A 21939-nucleotide genomic window follows, 5' to 3' on the forward strand; every position below is an offset into this window, starting at 1 on the left:
TATCCCTATCGTCAAAGATTCAGTAACTCGTGTTCTGCCGCAAAGAACATAGTCGCAGACCGTGAACCTGTCAAAAAAACAGTTAACTTTCTGTTTTTATACCGACGTATCATGCGACCACTTATTTACCCGCCACAACAATAAGCACGCTAACTTTGGCGATGCTTTTTATATAAAACCGCCTTTGGCGCACCCATGCATATCCGCGGCCTACAGCAACTTCATGCTGGCGGCCGACGTTAAGTTTTATTGAGAAAGAATAACTTTCATGGCCTTCTCCTTGGCCGCATTACCGAACACTTCATACGCCTGCAAGATGTCGGACAACGCAAAGCGGTGGGTAATCAACTTGCCCGCATCGATCTTCCCGGACGCCACGGTTTTCATCAGCAGAGGGGTGGTATTGGTATTCACCAGCCCGGTGGAAATGGTGACGTTCTGGATCCATAGCTTTTCCAGGTGCAGTTCGACACTTTTGCCATGTACACCCACGTTGGCGATGCTTCCGCCCGGGGCTATGACCGATTGGCAGGTGTCAAAGGATGCTGGAATGCCCACGGCCTCAATCGCAACGTCGACCCCCACGCCATGGGTAATCTCGAATATGCGCTCAACCGCGTTTTGCGTATTGATATCGATCACATGTGTGGCGCCAAACCGTTGAGCGACTTCGAGCCGGTTGGTATCACCATCCACCATGATCAACTGAGCAGGCGAATAGAACTGCGCCGTCAACAGAGCCGCCATGCCCACCGGGCCCGCACCGACGATTACAACGCTGTCACCGGGCTTGACCTTGCCCGCGAGCACGCCGATTTCAAAGCCGGTCGGCAAAATGTCGCTCAGCATCACCAGGGCTTCTTCATCGGCCCCTGACGGCACCGGGTAGAGGCTGTTATCGGCATGGGGGATGCGCACATATTCCGCCTGGGTTCCGTCAATCGTATGCCCCAGAATCCACCCGCCATCCGCGCAGTGGGAATACATCTGACGCCGGCAGTTGGCGCAACTGCCACAGGAAGTGATGCAGGAAATCAGTACATGATCACCGGGCTTGAAATTGCGTATGGCCGGGCCGACTGCTTCGACCACGCCTACACCTTCATGACCCAGAACGGTGCCTCGAGTCACTTCCGGCACATCTCCCTTGAGGATGTGCAAATCGGTTCCGCAGATGGTGGTGTGGAGGATACGCACGATGGCGTCGGTCGGTTTATCGATCACAGGTTTGGGCATATCGGACCAGGATTTTTCGCCAGGCCCCTGATAGGTAAGCGCTTTCATGGTGGTTTTCCTTTACCGGATCAAGAATCAGCTGCGGCTACCTCTGATGTGCATCCTGCACGGCAGCCCCCAAAAACACAGGTGCAGTTAAGCAGCCTTTTTCAGGAACGCCCTTGCCACAGGTCATAAAAATGCCTGACTGACTAACGGTGCGGGTGGACTGTGGCAGACACCAGCTTGATCACAATCGGGCGCACCACCAGAACGCACAAAAAGGCTACGGGCATGGCCAGTTGATAGGCGTGCAGCACATTACTCAGGTAATCCCCCTCAATACCCGAGTTGGCTGCGGTGATCACCAGGCACATCAGAAAAGCCATGATTGCCGACATATAAAACGCGAACACATACGGCGTGGCCTGTGCAGAGAGCTTCAGGCGCTTCAAGGGCAATGTGTTAGAAGATTCTTTCGGCGTCATGTCAGTCCATTTCCAGCTTCAATTTAAGGAATGACGGACCTTAGCAAGATCAGAAATCCACAACTAGACGTCTCACGATAGTTACTTTATAAAGAAAAACTTACGAATAACCTTCTCAAGGCTGCCCAAAGTGAATCTGTTAGCGGCAATTGCCAGCTTTATCAAAGTGGTCGAAACAGGCTCCATCGTTGGCGCGGCCAAACAGTTGGGGGTCAGTGCCGCTGCCGTCAGCCAGACCATCAACCGCCTTGAAGAACATCTGGGCACTCGGCTGCTGCAACGCACCACCCGCAGCATGGCACTGACTGAAAACGGTACGTTGTACTACTCAAGGGTGCGGCACATCGCCTCCGACCTGGAGTCAGCACAGATGGCCATCAGCGCGGGCGATACCGAGCTCCAGGGGCGGCTGTGCATTGCGTCTTCCTCCGCGTTCGGTCGGCATGTGCTGGCCCCTTTGATTGCGGGCTTTGCTACCCGCTACCCGCGGCTGAGGCTTGAGCTATGCACCACCGATGGAAAAATCAACCATATCCAGGAAGGCATTGATCTGAGCCTGCGGATCAAACCCCAACTGGAAGAAGGCATCGTTGCGCGCAAGATAGCTTCTGTTCCTTTTATCGTTTGCGCCTCCCCCGCCTATCTGGCCCGGGCCGGCATCCCCCGTACCCCGGAAGAGCTCCAGCAGCACGCCTGCCTGGCTTTTCGCTACCCGCTGGACGGGCGCTTGCTGCGCTGGGGTTTTATTCGTGACGGGCAGCACTACTACGCAACGCTGAATTTCACGGCGATCAGTGACGATATCGATGCGCTGACCCAAATGGCGATTTACGGAGCCGGCATTGCGCGTCTTGCCGAGTTTGTGGCTGCGCCCTACATAGAGTCAGGCCAACTCATCTCGCTGCTGAAAAACAGCCATGAATCGACCGAATCCTACGCAGAACCGCTGGATATATACGCTTGCGTACAGGATCGCGCTGCCATGACGCCAAAAGTTAAAGCCTTTATCGAGTATTTAACCGAACACCTGAAAACGCGTTGGCCAAAAGATAATATTGCGAACACTGCACTCATTTATTGAACGCTTTCCAGGCGCACTAAGGTGGTGCGGTTTCTTTATGAATAGCACCTGCAATCCAATACACCCGGAACGATCTATCATTACAGCGTCGTGAACATATTTGCGCTTCAAACAAAAAAAATAAACGTTCCGGCGGAGTACTATTTTTTTATGTGCTGTTACACTCAGCCGTCAAGCCATTCAAGGAATGAATAGTATGAGCGTCACAAACAGACGTGGCTGGAAATGGGCCTACCGCAAGATGCGTGACCTTCACTGCACCCCCGCCTCTGCCTTTTACAGGGCAACCCTTTACGTACTTCGTGGCGACACCGGTACATTTATCTGTGAAGTAACACACAAGAAAATCCGCATCAGTCGCTGATTGCATTAGTTCCAGTGCGTTGGCCAGACCGCGCCTGACTAAAGTGCGCACTGGCTTTCACTTGCAATCCTTTAGTCTCAATCCGGTTTCACATGACTGCACAGTCTTGACTCAGGGACGACACTATCAACGCTTCCTGGACCCGTTCAGGAACGTGTTGCCCCCCCCCCCCGCCCAAGCAGAAGATGCAATCTGAAGGCCATGGGCGCCGTACAAACACTTCAGACCTATCGTTACGCAAGCGAGGCAGTACAATTGCTCAGCCTTGCCAGATCGTGATCCTCATCGATCGGGCCCCGAAGAAGTTTGGATAATGCCGAAGAAGAATCCCGCAAAAAGCCCGGCGGTTACTGCAGCCGACATAGAAAGGTCGATCCAGGCCCTGAATAAAATGGCCGAACGACTTTGGGGGGATGGTCGAGAAGCTGAAGCAAAAGCCCTTCTCGATGCCCTGGACGCGTTAAACCGTGCCTTGGACAGAATCAGGATTGGCGAAAGTCGCCGGGTCGTTACGCTTCACTGATATCTGTTGGTTTTTGGGCGCTTTACATACCGTCTCGCCCTTAAAAGTGGCGCCTTCCCACAAACAAACAGGAACCGCCTGAATTGCTCCGGCGAACCTGAATTCATTATTTTCCCTTCCGAATTGGATGCCCACGGGCGACTGGATCAGCGAAGGGTTTAATCATGGCGTTTCACGTCTCGGGGCTAACACCCAAACAGCGCAATAAAAATCCGGAGCCTTCAGCTCCACAAAATAACCTTGTCTCTTTAATCCTCTTGATTGCACTGCTCGCCTGGCTTCTTGCTGGCGATGAGTAACGGGCGATCACAGCAAAGACCAGCATCAGCACATAAGCTGTCAGCAGCTCACCATTACCCCAGACAAAAGGTTTAGCCGGCTGCTTGACTCTCTCTTCAGGGGGGCCGTCGAGGCGAACACGTGCCACAAAAAGCACCGGTTAAAGAGCTGTTGCGCAAAATGCTGGGCGCCGCGCTCATTTTTCCGCCGTCAAAGAACAGCACTTACCGACCCCAGGCCCCGTTTTTAGACAAAGAAAGGGGGCCCAACCCCGGAAACACGCGGAATCAGATCCCGTCCACCGTACAACTGTCGCCATACCTATGCGACAATATGCTTAATGTCCGGTTTGAATCCCGCCTTCATTTCCCAGCAGCTTGGCCCTAGCGTCCAAATGTTGCTGTCTACTTATGCGCGTCGGATCAACTCAAGCTCAGATTGGAGCGAGCTGGAAAAGCTCCAAATTGGTATCAAATTGGTATCGGCTGAAACCAGCGAACTCTAAGCTATTGATAGGTAAAGTAATTGATCTCCACAGCAAATATCACGATGCAGTTCGGCGCAAAGCCGCTATTCGAGAACGTTTCAGTAAAATTTGGTGCAGGTAACCGTTACGGTTTGATCGGTGCCAACGGTTGCGGCAAGTCCACTTTCATGAAAATCCTCGGCGACGACCTTGAGCCATCCGGCGGGCAGGTCATGCTGGAGCCGAACGTGCGTCTGGGTAAGTTGCGCCAGGACCAGTTCGCTTACGAAGAATTCACCGTAATCGATACCGTGATCATGGGCCACGAGGAGCTGTGGAAGGTCAAGGCCGAGCGCGATCGCATCTATTCGCTGCCGGAAATGACTGAAGCAGACGGCATGGCCGTCGCAGAACTCGAAACCGAGTTCGCCGAAATGGACGGTTATACCGCTGAATCCCGCGCCGGCGAGCTGCTGCTGGGTCTGGGTATCGGTATCGAACAGCACAACGGCCCGATGAGCGAAGTGTCGCCAGGCTGGAAGTTGCGCGTTCTGCTGGCTCAGGCACTGTTTTCGAATCCTGAAGTGCTGCTGCTCGACGAACCAACCAACCACCTGGATATCAACACCATCCGCTGGCTGGAAAACATTCTGACCCAGCGCAACAGCCTGATGATCATCATCTCCCACGATAGACACTTCCTGAACAGTGTCTGCACCCACATGGCTGACCTTGACTACGGCGAACTGCGCCTGTTCCCGGGCAACTATGACGAGTACATGACAGTCGCAACTCAGTCGCGCGAGCAACTGCTGTCGGAAAACGCCAAGAAGAAAGCCCAGATCAACGAACTGCAAGCGTTCGTCAGCCGCTTCTCGGCCAACGCCTCGAAATCCAAGCAGGCCAGCTCCCGTGCCAAGGCGATCGACAAGATCACGCTGGCCGAGGTCAAGCCTTCAAGCCGTGTCAGCCCGTTCATTCGCTTTGAGCAGAACAAAAAGCTGCACCGTCAGGCAGTCATGGTCGAGCAAATGGCCAAGGGCTTTGATGGCAAGACCCTGTTCAAGGACTTCAGCTTCACCGTTGAAGCCGGCGAGCGCGTCGCGATCATTGGTCCGAACGGTATCGGCAAAACCACCCTGCTGCGCACCCTGGTCAACGAACTGACTCCGGATGCCGGTACTGTGAAGTGGACTGACGCCGCTGAGCTGGGCTACTACGCTCAGGACCATGCCCACGACTTCGAAGACGACATGACCCTGTTCGACTGGATGGGCCAGTGGACTCAAGGCGAGCAAATGGTACGTGGCACATTGGGCCGCATGCTGTTTTCCAACGATGACATCCTTAAGTCGGTCAAGGTGATTTCCGGTGGTGAGCAAGGTCGCATGCTGTTCGGCAAGCTGATCCTGCAAAAAGCCAACGTGCTGATCATGGACGAACCGACCAACCACCTGGACATGGAATCCATCGAGGCGCTGAACCTGGCACTCGAGAACTATCCGGGCACTCTGGTATTCGTCAGCCATGACCGTGAGTTCGTATCCTCGCTGGCCACTCGTATTATCGAGCTGAGCCCAAGTGGCGTGATCGACTTCAGCGGCACATACGATGACTACCTGCGTAGCCAGGGCGTAGTGTTCTGATTGAACACACCACGTATCGTCGAGCAATACCCCGTCCTGGCCGGAGTGTGTAAAAACACAGCCTGACCAGGACTGAAAGCAAATGCCCCGACCTGTCGGGGCATTTGCTTTTCTGGAATCTGAAAATGAAGGCTCTGCGAGCCATCCATCCCTGATAACCGCTGGGCTCCCGGCGCCACGATGCTCTTGTCGCCATACCTTTGCGCATTGCTCCAATAGCGAATTGGCGTAGAAGCGCCAGCGCTGAATCCCGAGCGCAAATACAAATTCATCGCAACTAGTAACAATTACCATTTACAGATGCGAATAAGTCTTTAATATCGCCCGCTAGCGTAGTCCGTTATCAGACAACGAGCTCCAGTCGCTGCTATTTGTCTGTCAAACAGGTGCGAATATTTCCCCTTTGCAGGATCTGTATGATGCCCCTTCCCTTTACCTCATCGTTGACTGGTGCCCTGGCACTGGGCTTATCTGCTGCAACCCTGGCTGCCCCGGTCAGTCCAGGCCCGCTGAACCTCGGTGAGGTGAATATCAATGCCCAAAGCGTAATAACCGATAACGCCACCACCGAAGGCAGCGGTTCCTATACCACCGGCGCCATGAGCACCGCTGTCGGCCTGCCGTTGTCGATCCGCGAAACGCCGCAATCGGTCAGCGTCATTACCCGCCAGCGCATGGATGACCAGGGCATGAATGACCTCAACGATGTAGTCAAGTACGCACCGGGCATCACCTTGCGCAAGTTCGGCGGGGACCGCCAACAGTTCCTTGCGCGGGGCTTTGTGATCGACAATTTGATGTACGACGGCCTGCCCACCAGCCTCAGTACTTTCACCCTGGACACCATTGCCGGGGCGGATTTGGCCATGTACGACCGCGTTGAGGTAGTCCGCGGCGCGACCGGCCTGATGAGCGGTGCGGGTAGCCCGTCAGCCACCCTGAACCTGGTGCGCAAGCGCCCTACTGCAACGCCGCAGGTCAGTATCACCACCAGCGCCGGGAGCTGGGATCGCTACCGCACCGAGGTGGACGCGTCAAACAAGCTCAACGAATCGGGAACCCTGCGCGGCCGCGTCGTGGCCGCCTATGAAGACAACAAGAGCTATATCGATGAACGCGACAAGCTGCGCCAGACTTTTTACGGTGTTGTGGAAGCTGATCTGAGCGATGCAACCACCTGGACCCTCGGCGCATCCAAGCAACGCGACGACGCAACCTCGGACTGGGGCAGTCTGCCAGCAGGGCCCAATGGCGAAGACCTGCACTTGTCCCGGTCTACGTTCCTGAGTAACGACTGGGCCTATTGGGACCGGGACAACGTCAGCCTGTTCACCGACCTCACCACTCGCTTTGACAACGGCTGGACCTCAAGGCTGGCATTCGCCAAGATCTGGGCCGAGTCCAACACGTTCTCCAGCTATTTGAACGCAGCCAAGGGCGGCGGGTTTACCCAGTCCTCGGGGCAATACGACACCACTGACGTGCAGACCAACCTCGATGGCTCGCTCTCGGGCCCGTTCCGCCTGTTTGGCCGCGAACATGAGCTGACAATAGGAGCGAGCCGCCGACAGGAAAAGTTCGATCAAAAAGGTGGCTTCTGGGCCAAGGCGACGCCAATCGACATCTACAACTTCGACCCGGGTGTCATCCCCAAGCCGGACATTGCTGACCGCACCCCCTATCAAAGCCAGAACACCGCGACAGAAGAAGGCGTCTACGCCGCCGCGCGCTTCAACCCGTTCGACCCACTGCACGTCATCATCGGCTCCCGGTTGAGCTGGTACGAATACGACAACCGCTCGGGCACCGGTGATTACAAGGTCACTCAGCAAGTCACGCCGTATGCCGGCGTGGTCTACGACATCAACGACACTTACTCGGTCTATGCCAGCTACACCGAGATTTTCAAGCCGCAAACCCAACAGGACGTCGCAGGCTCGGTGCTCAAACCGATGACCGGGGACAGCTATGAAGTCGGAATCAAGGGCGAGTACTTCAACGGTGAACTGAACGCATCGTTGGCACTGTTCGACATGACCCAGCAAAATCGCGCGTATGCGCTCGACACCCAGCCCTCCAGTTGCCTGGCCACCAACCGTACCTGCTACGAAGCCGCAGGCGAAGTACGCAGCCGTGGTCTGGATGCGGAAATCAGCGGCGCCCTCACCCCGGACTGGCAGGCTTCCGCCGCCTACACCCTGGTGCTGAGCCAGTACGTCAAGGACAAGGCCTTTGACAAAGGCAACCTGTTCGCCCCCAACCAGCCCAAGCATTTGTTCAAAGCCGCGACCACCTATCACTTGCAGGGCAATCTGCAGAAAGTACGGATTGGTGCTGACGTGTTGGCGCAAAGCGCAACCTATGGCCGGGTCGGCAACGGCCATGCCGAGCAGGACCCCTATGCCGTGGTTGGCTTGATGGCGGGTTATCGGTTGGATGAGCACTGGGATGCACGGGTTAACCTGAACAACGTCTTTGATGAAAAATACTGGCAGGGCATCCCTACCGCCAGCGGGGCCGGGACTTATGGTGACCCGCGCAACCTGATGCTTTCGCTGAAGTGGACACTGTGACACGCATCGGCTGATGCGCCAGGCCTGCTCATGGGTGGCAAGCGGTACCCGCATACCGCAAGCCAGCCATGTCCCTAAGCCATGGGGGCTGCACGCTCAAAGGGCAATAAACAGTTTGTTGGCCAACGCGGTATTGATCTTGCCCCGGTAAACCTCAATCACATCCCAGCTGTTTCTCGCTTTGGCGTATAGCGCCCGCTCGCTCATTGTTCGTTGTTCGAGGGTTTTCAAATGCGCTGCGGTGTAAGACCCCACTGCGGCATCCTGGGTGTCGTAATGAAAGTGGGCATACCAGAGCGGGGTGCCCGACTTGTCCTTTATTTCGTACTCCTGCAGATAATCCTTTCGAGGCCCCCTGGACAAAGCTCGTCTGGCGCCCAGCCGCGATATATTGATTTCGCCCTGTGTCATCAAATAGTCGACCCGCTCCTCAGTGGGAGGCTGCTCCTTGATCATGTCGATGCGGATCTGGCGGCCTTCCTGTTTCAAGCGTTCGGCTTTCAATTCAAGTTCGGCAATCGTCCCCCTCAGGGCACTGGCTCTGACTTCAGAAATGCTGCCTTCGGCAAGGTTAGCGTCGCTCAAAATGTCCTGAATGCCCCGCGCGGTATCCAGCAACGTCTGTGACTTGCGGACCAGAATGTCTTCCATTTCCAGCGGGATTTTCGCTGTTTTTGATTGAGACCTGATCAGATGAATAGTGCCCTCGACTTGTTCCAAGTGTAATTGCGCTTGGGATTCCAGCCTGGACAACGCCCGCCTCTGCGGGGCACGCCTGGGCACAGGCGGGGTTTTAGCATCGACTTCTACCCAGTTTTCCCCACCTGTGTTGCGATAGCTGCTGACTTTGACATGGCTCAAGGAATCAATCACATCAACCACCTCCCCGGTCTCCCCGGCCACGGGGTCGCGCACCTCGCCGACCAACACTTGCTGTTTGTCGGTTCGGAATACTTTCCTGGGTTTCGCCGAAGGAGATGGCCTGCTTTGAGCCTGGGATGGCTGTTGGCTGGAAGAAGCAACGGGCTCTTCCTCCACAAGGTTTTCGAGGGTTTTGATGGTGTTGCTGAAGCTCACTTCTGCAAGGCTGCTCAACTGTTCCAGCATGCCCAGCAATGAACTTACATACTCAAGACGAAAGGCATTGGATTGCATGAACAGCACATTGCGGCATTGCAGCCTCGCCACCTCATACTGATGCAGCGCGCTGTCAAAGAACTTTATGCGGTCCTCAATAGAAAACCTGCCATCGGCCTGCAGGCTGATTTGCGACATGGCCAATTCAGACAGACTCGTATTGTCGAAATAATTCACGCTCTGTTGTTCAAAGGGGGTCAGCTCCGTGTTTTCACGCCTGACAAGCAATTCCAGTAACGTCTTTACATAAACAACACTCCAGTAGCGCCACGCGGGGTCCCTGTTCGTGATCGCGTTAATCTGCTTCAAGTTCTGGTCACGGGTGGTATTCAATTTGGCTATTTCCTGCAAGGTTTCGAGGGCTGTTGCGCAAGTACTGACCAGTTTTTTCTCCCATGACTCGGTAACTTGCAGGCGGGCGATCATGTTCTCATAGTGCTGGTTGTCTCCTGCGGCAAGCGACTCTATGGCCTGAAACTTTGAATCTGAAAAATCAAACGCCAGCGTGCTGCCTGGCAACTTTCGATACTCGCCATCTATCAACTTTTGCAAGTCAAAGGTGAACCTGGCCAGCTCGGACAAACCGTAAATTCTGTCATGTTCATAGGCAGCCGCGCTGCTCAGGTCATTCATGTCATCCAGCAGCTTAAGTAACTCACTTTGCTTGGCGTACCAGCGCCGATACTCCACCTCATACCGTTCAACTAATTCGACACGCCTCGACGTGGCAGATTTCAACAGGTTTGCTGTCAGTTCCATCACCCCTTCTATGCCTTTTTTTTGTTCGATCAGGGCTAACCTGCGGCTGTTAAGCGCTCTGAACTTTTCGGCTTTTACTTCACGCAAGGCCTGTACGCTTTTTTTCGGCCCGCCACCGCGCAGGCGTAGCCGCAGATCAAAATCCCAATGACCAAAACCATCGCTGCGCAGCCAGGGGCCTACGCGCAGGACATTGTTGTTGTCCTGAATAACCAGGCCGTCCGGCTCCCGACTGACCCTGTACACAGCGTCTTTTATCTTGACCCAGCGTTTGCCTAGATAGTTGTAAGTCCCTTTGTATGGCCCGACTTCAATTTTCGTGGCCTTGCTCAAATCCACATTGACGCTGAACGTTTGTATGGCGACAGCCTGGTTAGCCGTCATTTGAGGGCTCGCGCCAAACCATGAAAAATCAAGCTGCGAATACTCTTCTCGCCCGTGGGCAGGGATCGTGCCCGGGGCTCTTGCCCGAAGCGTTGCTGATGCGGGCTGGAGTTTTTTCTCCTCCGGAACGCTAAATAATGGTTCGTCCATCGCCCTCTCCATCAGGCTTTGATGACGTTCCGCCTCGAACTTGAGCCCTCGGTGCAACAAGGTGAGGCTGATCATGAACAGCAAATCGATAACTGATTGCGAGGCTGCAGGTTTGTTGCCTTCGATCCGCGCCTGCAGGCCGGAATCGATACTGACCAGAACCTGGAAAAGCCATGCGGCTTTCGCCAGGGGGCCACTGATAAAAAACGTCAGGCCGTTGAACAGTGTCCAGGCACATTGTTTAAAGAGGGCCCAGCGCCTTTCGGAAACACTGACCGACTGTTGATCCGCCAGTTGCACCAATGCAGAGGTGTTGGAGTCGTACATAAACTCAAAATGATCACCCACCAACACACGCTCGCTCAGGGTGGCCGGGCTGCGCGGTAACAACGCCAACTGGCCTTCCAGCATGACGCTTTCAAGATGGGGCCTGTCGAAGCCGCCATCCACGTAATACTTGCGGCTTTGGGGTGGCATCCATTCCATAACATGGTCGTTCAGTTCCCCGGGTTGCCTGATCGCGTCGAACAGGGATGGCCAACTGGCAAATTCGCGCAAGACCTGGTGGCTAAACGGGCTATACAGAACGAATGGCCCCGTATTTTTTTGGCGTGTACCCAAAATGAACATATTGGCCACGGTATCAACTGGAGCAGAGGAATAAGGAGAAAACTCCAGAGGCCTGATCACAATACTGTCAGTGGCTGACAGTCTGTCTTGGCGCATCAACTGGTGAACGATATCGACGCCGCTTGCTGTTATCGCGGATTCGTTCTTGATCTTTTTCTCCAGCGCGAGCATGGGCAATTGATTGCGCAATTGATCCTTGAACAACACCCGACGGGTGTTGGCCACCTGCTCGTCTTCAATCAGAACGCGCTTGAGCAAGGCAATATAAGAACTGCCCACGTCCAGTTCCATGACCAGCCGCTTCGCGTAACCGGCATCCATCCACGGCGGCAGCGTCACGCCATTGCGCCCCCTGACAGACAAAAACCCCGGGGGTTTTCCACCGATGTAGGTCAACGCCATGTCGACCAGTGACATGACGTCTTCGGTCAACCAGGCCATTTGCAGATTTTCGATACTCAAGTCGTGCACTTCAATATCGGCCACGTCCAGGCCCAAAGCGTCTGGATGATCCTGAAGCATTCGGGTGCGCAACTGATGGCTGGCGTAATCGGGCAGCGAATCTATACCGTCCAGAAAAGAATGCCCCTGAACCTCACTTTGCCGCCTTACTTCGCCAGCCAGCAAAGCACTGTATGCCAACTGATCTTCGGCATTGGCGCGGTCAAGCCAGGCCGGGAATTTATCGGCCACGTTGTCAAACTGGCTGCGTTCGCCGGCACTGAACAGATCGAACATTTGCGTAAGGCCTGCCAGCGCATGCTCGAGTCGCGCCGCGCTCCAGTGTTCAGCCCGAGCCGTCGCGGCCATCGCGGTGATGTCCTCCAGTTGCTTGTCCAGCAAGGTGTGTGCGAGGGCGACAAAGAACTCATCTTCCGGTTCGTCGAAGCTCCAGCTGGCGTCTTCTGGCAAAGGCTGCGGTAGACGGCTGGCGATGGTCGCGGCAAATGCCTGCCGAGACTCAAACGTCTCGATACCGCCCTCGAGGGTGTAGGCCAACCATGTTGTTTGCGTGAGCTCCACGCGTTCAAGCACAGCCACGCCGGGCAGTCGAAAAAGCCAGGGCCTGCCCTCGCGGGTGGTATCGATATCAACAACATAGGCGCGATTGACTACTTCACCCCGGGGGCGCAAACGGTGTTGCTTATGGCTTGTCAGCACGACTTCCGTGGCCAGGTCGAGCTGCTTTTGAGTCAGGGCCGGCGTACGCCGGGTATTCAAGGCGGCGCTGTACAGACCCGCCTTCAGGGTTTGCCCCAGCCAGGTCAGAGGGCTCTTCCCTGCTGCGGACAACTCGCCCCAGAAACAAGCCAGTGCCTGTTTGAAAAGAGGAATTACCTGGGGAGTCCAGTCGGCGACCATGCTTTCCATATCCCGCATGTTCACGGCCAGCAGGCTGAGGGCCTCTGCATTGTCATCGGTGGTCAACCAGTGAACGTCTTGCCTGAGCGTTCTCTGTGCCACTCCGGTAAACCGCTCGATCATGAGCTGGGCCGGGGTGATGAAGCGGTAACGTCGAGGCGCGTTGTATGCCGGCTCGGGAGTGCTCAACGGCACTGCGATCTTGAGCGCAGCGCCCTGAATGTTCAGGCCGGGGTATTGTTGCGCCAGTGCTTCGGTAAAGGCCTGTGTCACTGCCTGCTGGAGAGTCGGCAGTGGAGCGAAATTGTTACGTGCAAAGCTGCTCAGCACATCAAAGCGGCTGAGGTAATCGGACGTCAATGGGAGTGAGCGCATCGGAAAAATCCATCATGAGGAAGTTATCTGCAGGCCGGCCTCAAAAAGGCGCATGAGCAGATAACGGATTTAAAACAATGGGACGCCCGTCAGTGCGCTACATAAGTAGGCTCTGTGGCGGTCTGTTGTTCGATCCCGTTGAGGTGCAGGACTATCAAGCTTCGCTTCTGTGGCACCAGGCTTATAGTTAGCCTGCTTTCATTTATTCCGAGGCCGCGCCATCATGCCGGTCATTGACCGTCAGCCGGATGCTTCGTCTATGCCTGCGCAACACCCACCCTGCGAGAGTTCCCTGTCGGTTACCCTGCAAATCCTGTCGATCGTGTTTTACACCTTCATTGCGTTTATCTGCATCGGCTTGCCGATTGCCGTATTGCCCGGTTATGTCCATGACCAATTGGGCTTCAGCGCCGTGATCGCGGGTCTGACCATTGCCTCGCAATATTTGGCGACGCTGCTCAGCCGTCCCTCGGCCGGGCGACTGGTAGACAGCCTGGGGACCAAGCCGGCCATCGTTTATGGCTTGATCGGGATCGCCATCAGCGGCGTGCTCACCACCCTGGCCGTCATGCTGGAGCAATGGCCATGGCTTAGCCTGGGCATTTTGCTTGTCGGGCGGGTTTTCCTGGGTATCGCCCAGGGCCTGATCGGCGTCGGCACCATCACTTGGGGCATCGGCCAGGTCGGCTCCCAACACACCGCCCGGGCCATTGGCTGGAACGGGATTGCCTCCTACGGCGCCATCGCCATAGGTGCGCCGCTGGGTGTGGTGATGATTGACCAGCTGGGCTTCGCCAGTCTGGGGGTGACACTGTTGCTGCTGGCACTGCTCGCGCTGCTGCTGATTCGCAAAAAGCCTTCAATCCCGGTGATAAGCGGCGTACGCCTGCCCTTTTGGTCGGTGTTCGGCCTGATCGCTCCGTACGGCATCAGCCTGACCCTGGCCTCCATTGGCTACGGCACGCTAACCACCTTTATCACCCTGTTTTATATCGACCGCGGCTGGGTCGGCGCTGCGTATTGCCTGTCGGTCTTCGGGGTGTGCTTTATTCTCGCGCGCCTGGTGTTCACCAACAGCATCAACCGCCTGGGCGGCTACACCGTGGCGATTGCCTGTATGGCCATCGAAACTGTCGGCCTGACATTACTGTGGTTGGCACCCGGCCCTGCCTATGCCCTGGCGGGTGCTGGCCTGACGGGCTTTGGCCTGTCGCTGGTGTACCCGGCGCTTGGCGTTGAGGCGGTCAAGCAAGTGCCCGTTACCAGCCGGGGGGCCGGGCTGAGTGCCTATGCGGTGTTTTTCGATCTGGCACTGGCCATCGCGGGCCCGATCATGGGCGCGATTGCATTAAACATGGGTTATCCGTGGATTTTCTTCAGTGCTGCACTGCTAAGTATTCTGGGGCTGATACTTACTGTAGGTTTATCCTTACGTAAAACTTCATAAGTTGAGTAACTTAACTTACAGAGAACCTCGCATACACTCTGTGTGAAATAGCTTTAAACAACAAGATCAACTCCTGAAGATAGAAAGCAGCCAACATCTTCAGGCAAAAAAGCCACTCTGAAACATCAAGAATACTTCCAGGCATATGGCTACTATTGCGCAGTAAATCTCTTACGCCAATATTCGACTTGCTGAATAAGCTCAGCACAAGCTGCCTATACCAATAACTGAATATTCTTATAGAGTAATAATAAAAAATGCGTGCATTGATAACAACTATCGCTGTTCCTGCTTTGTACTTTGGGTTGAGCGCTGTTGCGCAAGCAGAGGTTGACCTGAATGCCCCTCCCCATGGCTGGCCATGCTGCCCTTTCAGCGATGCACAGCTGAAAACTGATGTTCGCCCCCTGACCGACTCCACCAGCAAGCTGCTGCAACTCCAGGGCGTGACGTTCAACTGGAAAAACGGTGGCCATGAGGACGTAGGGCTGATTGCGCAAGATGTGCAAAAAGTCTATCCGCAGTTAATTCGCGAAGATAAAAAATACCTGCGCGTGGACTACGAGAAACTGGTTGCTCCGTTGATCGAATCGGTTCGCGAAATGGATGCGCGCATCAAACAGCTGGAAGCAGCCAGCAAGGCGCACTGATAGTCTCCACTTGAGCCAGTCAGCAGGGCAAACCTACTGACTGGTCGATGCAGTTGTTCTAACCGTCACAGGCCCCAGGGCCTTGCTGAAAAACCGCCCTGCCTCATAAATCAGATCACGATGTACATCTTCGCGATCGACCCCTTCAGCATCTGTACACAGCCCGGGCATTGCCGCCATTTGCTCGTCGGTACACGGCGCCATAAATACAAAATGCCCCGCGCCGGGAATCACCTTGAACTCAGGCTCCATCGGCAGTTTGCGCGCCAGGGCGTCGGCGTTCATATCGGGGAACACCAGACTGTCGTTTTCGCCGCTGTACAGCAGCACGGGCACATGCACGTCCGCCAGGGTTTGGCGCCCGAACATCAGGCTTAACGGCGCCAGCAGCAACAGCGCCCGCACACGGGAATCAGAAACAGGAACCAGATCATCGCGATCGGCGATCAGCTCGCCCTTGGTCGTGCAGGCATCATGGTCCTCCGGTCGCTCCTGGCAGTAGCGCCGCAAACGGTCCAGATCAGGCTCGGCGCCGGCCAGGATCAACGCCGTTTCCCCTCCCGCCGAATAGCCGATCACCCCGACCTGATCGTCATGCACATAGGGGGATATATCAGCATCAGCCAGGGTTGCACTGATGGCCGCGGATATCTGCATCGGCCGCCCATACAGGTTGCTCAGGGTGCCCAGGCGGCTGTGGTCTTTATAGTTGTCACCAGGGTGCAGAACCGCCACCACAACAAAGCCCTTGCGCGCCAGTGAGGTTGCAAGGTCATGTAATGCCAGGGGCGTGCCGGTATTGCCGTGGGACAGCATCAGCAGCGGGTAGCGGCCGATGGCAATCCTGGCGTCTTCGGTGGCCTCGACCTCATAGCTGCCCATTTTAGTCAGCCCTTGGGCTTCAGCAGAGGGATAAAAGGCGATGGCGCGCATGGGCTGATCGTCCAGCGGGTCGAGAAAACTCAAACGATGAAAGCCCACACTCCAGTGGACCTGCGGCTCAGCCTGCACCACGAATGGGCCATATGCCAGCAACAGTGCCAGTACCGCGCATAAACGCATCATGGATGCTTACCTTTGATGGCGTGTGGCTTGCAACCGGCGATGCCAGAGCGTTGACCCTCAACCCTGCACAACCCAAGCCAAACGCAAAAAACTCCGTACCCTGGAGACGTTCAGAGTACAGAGTTTAGTCGTTGCAGCGGGGCAGATTGCTTACGCGGCGCTGAACAGATCCTGCTTAATTTGCGCATGGGCATCGTTCATGGCTTTGCTGCGAACTTCGTCGCCATATGCCAGCCCGTGGGCGCGGACAAATTCGACGTCGGTGATGCCCATAAAGCCCAGCATCACTTTCAAGTAGTCTTCATGGGCCACGCCTGTAGCCTGACCAGCATGCAGCCCACCCGAGGTCGATACCACGATCACTTTCTTGTTGCCGCACAGGCCTACGGGGCCGGCTTCGGTGTAACGGAAGGTCTGGCCGGCAACCGCGATACGGTCGATCCAGGCCTTGAGCTGGGTCGGAATGGTGAAGTTGTACATCGGTGCCGCGATTACGACTGCGTCAGCTGCCAGAAATTGCGCCAGGGTGTCAGCGCTCAATTGCGCTTCGTGTTTTTGTGCTGCATCACGCAGCTCTGCCGGGGTGCCAGCTGCCACCAGGGTCGCAGCCGAAAAGTGCTCAATGGCCTCGGCGGCCAGATCGCGGTAGCTGACTTCAACCTCCGGGTCGGCAGCCTGCCAGGCCTTGACCACTTCACGGCTCAACTGACGCGAAGCGGAGTTGTCGCCCAGGATGCTCGAATCGATATGCAAAAGTTTCATGGTGATCTCCGATGAGGACCGCCACTGGGCGATCTGATGAAGGTGATGCTATAGATGAAAGCAATCGACGATAAGTCAGGCATCATGCGATAGTTCGTCCCATCTGTAGGACAGTGAGCCAGCCATGCAAGACCTCAATGATCTTTATTACTTCGCCAAGGTGGTTGAAGCCGGTGGTTTCGCCGCTGCGGGCCGCCTGCTGGGGATTCCCAAGTCGCGCCTGTCGCGCCGGGTGGCCGAGCTTGAAGAGCGCCTGGGCGCCCGTCTGCTGCAGCGCACGACCCGTCAACTCAAACTCACCGCGGTGGGCGAGCGTTACCTGCGCCATTGCCAGGCCATGCTGCTGGAGGCAGAAATGGCCGACGAGGCAGTGGCCAGCATGTCCAGCGAGCCCCGGGGCCGCTTGCGCGTTTCGTGCCCCGTGGGCCTGGCCCATGAGTTCATGCCTGGCGTCATCAGTACATTCTTGCAGGCCTACCCCCTTGTGCAGCTGGAAGTCAGCCTGCTCAACCGGCGCGTCGATCTGGTCACAGAAGGCATCGACGTGGCCTTGCGCGTGCGCGAAGAAGGCGATGAGGACCCGTTGCTGGTAACGCGGCGCCTGCGTCAGGCCCAGACCGTGATGGTGGCCAGCCCCGAGTTTGCCCGCCAGTGGCCAATCCACAGCCCGGAAGATCTGAAAAACGTCCCGCTGCTGGGAGCTCTTGAACCTGATCGCATGGTTCATTTGCGCATGCTCGATGAGCAAGGCAAGGCCTGCAACCTGGTGCTTGAGGCGCGGCTGGGGATTGACGACTTTATCGTGCGCAAAGCCTGCACCCTTTCAGGCCTTGGCTTTACCGTGTTGCCCATGATGTATTGCGAGCAGGAACTGCAAAATGGCCAGCTGGTTCAACTCTTGCCCAAGTGGACCCTGCCCGGTGGCTGGTTGCACGCGGTGTACCCCCACAGGCGCGGGGTAATGCCTGCCGTCAGGGCCTGGATCGACCATTTGGTCGAGTCATTCGAACGTTGTGGAGACAAACTGCTATGAGCGTGATGACCAAACAGGAGGTAGCCGAGTTCTGCCTTGGCCTGCCCGGTGCCCGGGAAGAGGTTAAATGGGGCGGGGTTCAGGTGTTTTTTGTCGACCAGAGCAAGATGTTTGCCCTGTTCAACCTCAACAAGGACGGGCTTTCGTTCAAGGTCGAAAAAGAGTTGTTTCTGGGTTATGTAGACCGTCCAGGCATACGCCCGTCGCCGTATCTGGCGCGGGCGTACTGGATCAACATGCAAGCGCCCTACCCGATGGGGGCGCAGGAGATGCAAGACTTGCTGCGTCGCTCCCACCAGTTGGTGGTCAGCAAGCTGGCGAAAAAACGCCAGATCGGTTTGCTGCTCTGATCGCTACAGGTTCTGAAAAGTGATTTTCAAAAACAGTATGTCAATCCATACCACCTGGTGCAGCGTGACGATCAGCCAGAAAAATACCTGATACGACAACTTGCGGGTTTTGTGGCGAAACATCTGTTGCGCCACCAAGGCCCCCGGCCAGCCGCCAAGCAGCTCAGCCCCGTGCAAGACATTCTCCGGCGTGCGCCATTGGCCCGTTTGGGCCTGCTTTTTGTCGTACCAGTACAGGCCAAACGCCAGAATGCTGGCAACCAGATAGGCCAGCAACGGCACCCGGCTGATACCGTTAAGCAGCAAGCTTATCGAGCCGCCCACGGGCAGCGCACAGAGCAGCGTGAACATCAGCAGCTTGAGCTTCAAGCCGCGAATCGGCGGGCGCTTGCGCTCACCCATGCCGACATGCTCGCGCCGGTCCTTGGCCTGTTTTTTCACGCGGCAGCTGCTGACCAGTCGATCCAGCCGAACTGCCAGGTAGCCAGGATCAGCAGACCAAACGCGATGCGGTACCAGGCGAACACGGCATAGCTATGGTTCGAAATGAACTTCAGCAATGCCCGTACCGCGATCATGGCGAAGATGAACGAGGTCACGAAACCAATCGCGAACACCGGCAAATCGTCAGGCTGGAACAGATGACGGTATTTGTAGCCCGAGTACACCGCCGCACCCACCATGGTTGGCATGGCCAGGAAGAATGAAAACTCGGTGGCCGCCTTGCGCGACAAACCGAACAGCAGGCCGCCGATAATGGTCGAACCGGAACGCGAAGTACCGGGAATCATCGCCAGGCATTGCGCAAAACCGATTTTCACCGCGTCTTTCCAGGTCATGTCATCCACTGTTTCGGCGCGGATCACATGCTGGCGACGCTCGGCCCACAGCATGATGATGCCGCCGATGACCAATGCCGTAGCAACAGTAATCGGGTTGAACAGGTATTCATGAATCACGTCGGCGAAAATCACCCCCAGAACCACCGCCGGCATCACCGCGATGATCAGGTTGGTGGTAAAGCGCCGCGCCTCGGGTTTGGTGGGCAAACCTACGACAACGTCGATGATCTTGCGGCGAAATTCCCAGACTACAGCCAAAATCGCGCCCAGCTGGATGATGATGTTGAACGCCATCGCCCGCTCGCCGCCAAAATTCAGCAAGTCGGCCACAATAATCTGGTGGCCAGTGCTCGATATCGGCAAAAACTCCGTCAAGCCCTCTACCACGCCCAGTATCAACGCCTGAGCGGCAGTCCAAAGATCCATTATTCCCCCATAAAGCCCTGCCTCATGCAGAGCTGATTAGTCATGATTAGGTGTTTGCAACCGCTGCCGTAGAGTGGGTTACAGGTGTGCCATGTTCACCACAGCGGCGTGAAAAAACTGTCAGAAATCAATAAAGATGAAGCTTTGCCAATTTCGGCCGAGATCCTATCAGACACGTTCCACTTTCGCTGCTATGACATAGCTTCGGTGTCGTCTGACAGACAAGTCTGAAAGTTGTTCAGTGAATCACCACAACAAGAAAAATACGGAGTGACTACTTATGAGTACCCTGCGCGGGTTGTCCATCAGCCGACGTTTATGGCTGATCTTGATCGTGGCCATGGCCATGCTGCTGGCGTTGGGCTTATTGATGCTAAAGCAGATACATGACGATTTGTATGACGGCAAAGCCCAGAAAACCCGGCATGTGGTGCAAGCGGCCAGTGGCGTGCTCGGGTATTACCACGGTCTGGAAACCGCCGGCAGCTTGAGCCGTGAGGCCGCGCAACAGCAGGCGCTCACCGTGATCAGCCAGTTGCGCTATGACCAGGACGACTACTTCTGGATCAATGACCTGCGCCCTTTCATGGTCATGCACCCCACCAACCCCAAACTTGACGGCAAGGACCTGTCGACCGTCAAGGACCCCGACGGCTTTGGGATTTTCAACGAAATGGCCAGCCTCGCGAAAACCCGAGGTGCCGGCATGGTGGACTATCGCTGGCCAAAACCGGGGGCCGAAGCACCGGTGCAAAAAACCTCGTATGTGCAACTGTTCGAACCCTGGGGCTGGGTGATCGGCTCCGGGGTCTATATCGACGACATGCAGGCCGAATTCCGGGCCCAGGCCTGGAAGGCCGGTTGGGCAGGCCTGGGCATTGCACTGGTGATGGCGCTACTGGTGACGCTGATTGCCCGCAGCATCGTGCGCCCGTTGCAAGAAGCCGTGCAGGCCATGGCCAATATCGCCAGCGGTGAAAGCGACCTGACCCGTAGCCTCGATACCCATGGCCGGGATGAAGTCACCTTGCTGGCGCAGCACTTCAATGCCTTCACCGCCAAGTTGCGCAATGTGATCAGCCATCTGCAGGCCACCGCCACTGCCCTGGAACAGTCTTCGACAGAGCTGGGCAGCGACGCGACCGACGCCCAGCAACGCAGCCAGCAGCAAGCCCTGCAAATGGATCAGGTGGCGACGGCGATCAACGAAGTGACCTACGCCGTGCAAGAAGTGGCCAAAAACGCCGAACACGCCGCCAGCGAAATGCGCGGCGCACGGTCGCAAGCCGACCTTGGCCAGCAGAACATCGACACCAGCCTGCAGCAGATCGGCGAGCTGTCGGGCACCATCCATCAGGCGGTAGAGGTGATCCGCACCCTGGCCACGCAAAGCAGCGAGATTGGTAGCGTGCTTGAAGTGATCCGCTCGATTGCCGATCAAACCAACCTGCTGGCCCTCAACGCAGCGATCGAAGCAGCGCGGGCAGGCGAGCAAGGCCGGGGCTTTGCGGTGGTGGCTGACGAGGTGCGATTGCTGGCCCAGCGCACGCAAAAATCCACGGCCGAAATCCAGACCATGATCGAAGGTTTGCAAAAGCATTCCGAGGCCGCCGTGGATGTGATCGGCAGCAGCAGCCGTGCCTCGCAGCTGACCATCGAGCAGGCCACCCAGGCCGGGCAGAGTCTGACCAGCATTGGCCTGGCCCTGAGCAACCTCAATGATCTCAATGCGTCCATTGCCAGCGCCACGCTGCAACAGGCCCACGTGGTGGAAGACATCAACCAGAACGTGACCCGGGCCGCAGAGCTGTCCCAAGGCACCGCCCAGGCGGCGGAGCAATCGAGCGTTGCCAGTGCGCACCTCAAGGAGCTGAGCGTGCAACTCAATGGGCTGTTGCGCCAGTTCAGGGTGTGAAAGCCGGGGCAGGCTGC

General features: G+C 56.3%; 17 protein-coding genes and 1 pseudogene. 10 read left to right on the forward strand and 8 right to left on the reverse strand.

Annotated features, from left to right (window positions below):
- Positions 1 to 246: 246 nt before the first annotated feature.
- Together ACZRMS_RS17825 and ACZRMS_RS17830 are read right to left on the reverse strand one after the other, a co-directional pair.
- The gene (locus tag ACZRMS_RS17825; protein WP_463996360.1) at positions 247 to 1284 is read right to left on the reverse strand and encodes a zinc-dependent alcohol dehydrogenase family protein; all 1038 of its coding nucleotides are present in this window, start codon (positions 1282 to 1284) and stop codon (positions 247 to 249) included.
- A gap of 143 nt (positions 1285 to 1427) precedes the next feature.
- Positions 1428 to 1703: a DUF2798 domain-containing protein gene (locus tag ACZRMS_RS17830; protein ID WP_463996361.1), complete on the reverse strand. Its 276-nt coding sequence runs from the start codon at positions 1701 to 1703 to the stop codon at positions 1428 to 1430.
- Positions 1704 to 1833: 130 nt separating this feature from the next.
- Between ACZRMS_RS17830 and ACZRMS_RS17835 the strand changes: the two genes are divergently transcribed.
- Entirely contained in the window at positions 1834 to 2784 is a 951-nt protein-coding gene (locus ACZRMS_RS17835) for a LysR family transcriptional regulator (RefSeq protein ID WP_463996362.1), read from the forward strand.
- A 677-nt stretch (positions 2785 to 3461) separates the two neighbouring features.
- Positions 3462 to 3671 carry a hypothetical protein gene (locus ACZRMS_RS17840; RefSeq protein WP_463996363.1) on the forward strand — a complete coding sequence of 70 codons (210 nt, stop codon included), beginning with the start codon at positions 3462 to 3464 and terminating at the stop codon, positions 3669 to 3671.
- A 172-nt stretch (positions 3672 to 3843) separates the two neighbouring features.
- Here ACZRMS_RS17840 and ACZRMS_RS17845 read toward each other — a convergent pair whose 3' ends face one another.
- Positions 3844 to 4098, reverse strand: a complete 255-nt coding sequence (locus ACZRMS_RS17845; RefSeq protein ID WP_463996364.1) for a hypothetical protein — start codon at positions 4096 to 4098, stop codon at positions 3844 to 3846.
- Between the two features lie 50 nt (positions 4099 to 4148).
- Between ACZRMS_RS17845 and ACZRMS_RS17850 the strand changes: the two are divergent.
- The 3 genes and pseudogenes from ACZRMS_RS17850 to ACZRMS_RS17860 all read left to right on the forward strand — a co-directional run.
- Positions 4149 to 4455: pseudogene (locus ACZRMS_RS17850) on the forward strand (site-specific integrase); the annotation flags it as partial.
- A gap of 20 nt (positions 4456 to 4475) precedes the next feature.
- Positions 4476 to 6062: an ABC-F family ATPase gene (locus tag ACZRMS_RS17855; RefSeq protein WP_463996365.1), complete on the forward strand. Its 1587-nt coding sequence runs from the start codon at positions 4476 to 4478 to the stop codon at positions 6060 to 6062.
- 419 nt (positions 6063 to 6481) lie between these two features.
- Entirely contained in the window at positions 6482 to 8635 is a 2154-nt protein-coding gene (locus ACZRMS_RS17860) for a TonB-dependent siderophore receptor (RefSeq protein ID WP_463996366.1), read from the forward strand.
- Between the two features lie 96 nt (positions 8636 to 8731).
- Here ACZRMS_RS17860 and ACZRMS_RS17865 read toward each other — a convergent pair whose 3' ends face one another.
- Positions 8732 to 13387 (reverse strand): dermonecrotic toxin domain-containing protein, encoded by a 4656-nt coding sequence (locus tag ACZRMS_RS17865; RefSeq protein WP_463996367.1) that lies wholly within the window; start codon positions 13385 to 13387, stop codon positions 8732 to 8734.
- 304 nt (positions 13388 to 13691) lie between these two features.
- Between ACZRMS_RS17865 and ACZRMS_RS17870 the strand changes: the two genes are divergently transcribed.
- Entirely contained in the window at positions 13692 to 14879 is a 1188-nt protein-coding gene (locus ACZRMS_RS17870; protein ID WP_463996416.1) for an MFS transporter, read from the forward strand.
- A gap of 257 nt (positions 14880 to 15136) precedes the next feature.
- Entirely contained in the window at positions 15137 to 15529 is a 393-nt protein-coding gene (locus ACZRMS_RS17875) for a tail fiber domain-containing protein (protein ID WP_463996368.1), read from the forward strand.
- A 33-nt stretch (positions 15530 to 15562) separates the two neighbouring features.
- Here ACZRMS_RS17875 and ACZRMS_RS17880 read toward each other — a convergent pair whose 3' ends face one another.
- Positions 15563 to 16594, reverse strand: a complete 1032-nt coding sequence (locus ACZRMS_RS17880) for an alpha/beta hydrolase family protein (RefSeq protein WP_463996369.1) — start codon at positions 16592 to 16594, stop codon at positions 15563 to 15565.
- A gap of 150 nt (positions 16595 to 16744) precedes the next feature.
- Positions 16745 to 17356, reverse strand: coding sequence for an FMN-dependent NADH-azoreductase (locus ACZRMS_RS17885; RefSeq protein ID WP_463996370.1), 612 nt, complete (start codon positions 17354 to 17356; stop codon positions 16745 to 16747).
- Between the two features lie 124 nt (positions 17357 to 17480).
- Between ACZRMS_RS17885 and ACZRMS_RS17890 the strand changes: the two genes are divergently transcribed.
- Positions 17481 to 18389: a LysR substrate-binding domain-containing protein gene (locus tag ACZRMS_RS17890; protein ID WP_463996371.1), complete on the forward strand. Its 909-nt coding sequence runs from the start codon at positions 17481 to 17483 to the stop codon at positions 18387 to 18389.
- A 5-nt stretch (positions 18390 to 18394) separates the two neighbouring features.
- On the forward strand, positions 18395 to 18739 hold the full coding sequence (locus ACZRMS_RS17895) for an MmcQ/YjbR family DNA-binding protein (protein ID WP_463996417.1): 345 nt from the start codon (positions 18395 to 18397) through the stop codon (positions 18737 to 18739).
- Between the two features lie 3 nt (positions 18740 to 18742).
- Here ACZRMS_RS17895 and ACZRMS_RS17900 read toward each other — a convergent pair whose 3' ends face one another.
- Together ACZRMS_RS17900 and ACZRMS_RS17905 are read right to left on the reverse strand one after the other, a co-directional pair.
- Positions 18743 to 19141: a DUF1294 domain-containing protein gene (locus ACZRMS_RS17900; protein WP_463996418.1), complete on the reverse strand. Its 399-nt coding sequence runs from the start codon at positions 19139 to 19141 to the stop codon at positions 18743 to 18745.
- A gap of 35 nt (positions 19142 to 19176) precedes the next feature.
- Positions 19177 to 20007 (reverse strand): undecaprenyl-diphosphate phosphatase, encoded by an 831-nt coding sequence (locus ACZRMS_RS17905; protein ID WP_463996372.1) that lies wholly within the window; start codon positions 20005 to 20007, stop codon positions 19177 to 19179.
- Between the two features lie 280 nt (positions 20008 to 20287).
- On the opposite strand from ACZRMS_RS17905, the gene ACZRMS_RS17910 reads away from it, so the two are divergent.
- Complete coding sequence (locus ACZRMS_RS17910) at positions 20288 to 21922, forward strand: methyl-accepting chemotaxis protein (RefSeq protein WP_463996373.1); 1635 nt, start codon at positions 20288 to 20290, stop codon at positions 21920 to 21922.
- Positions 21923 to 21939 lie beyond the last annotated feature (17 nt).

The organism is Pseudomonas sp. B424, assembly GCF_055408345.1.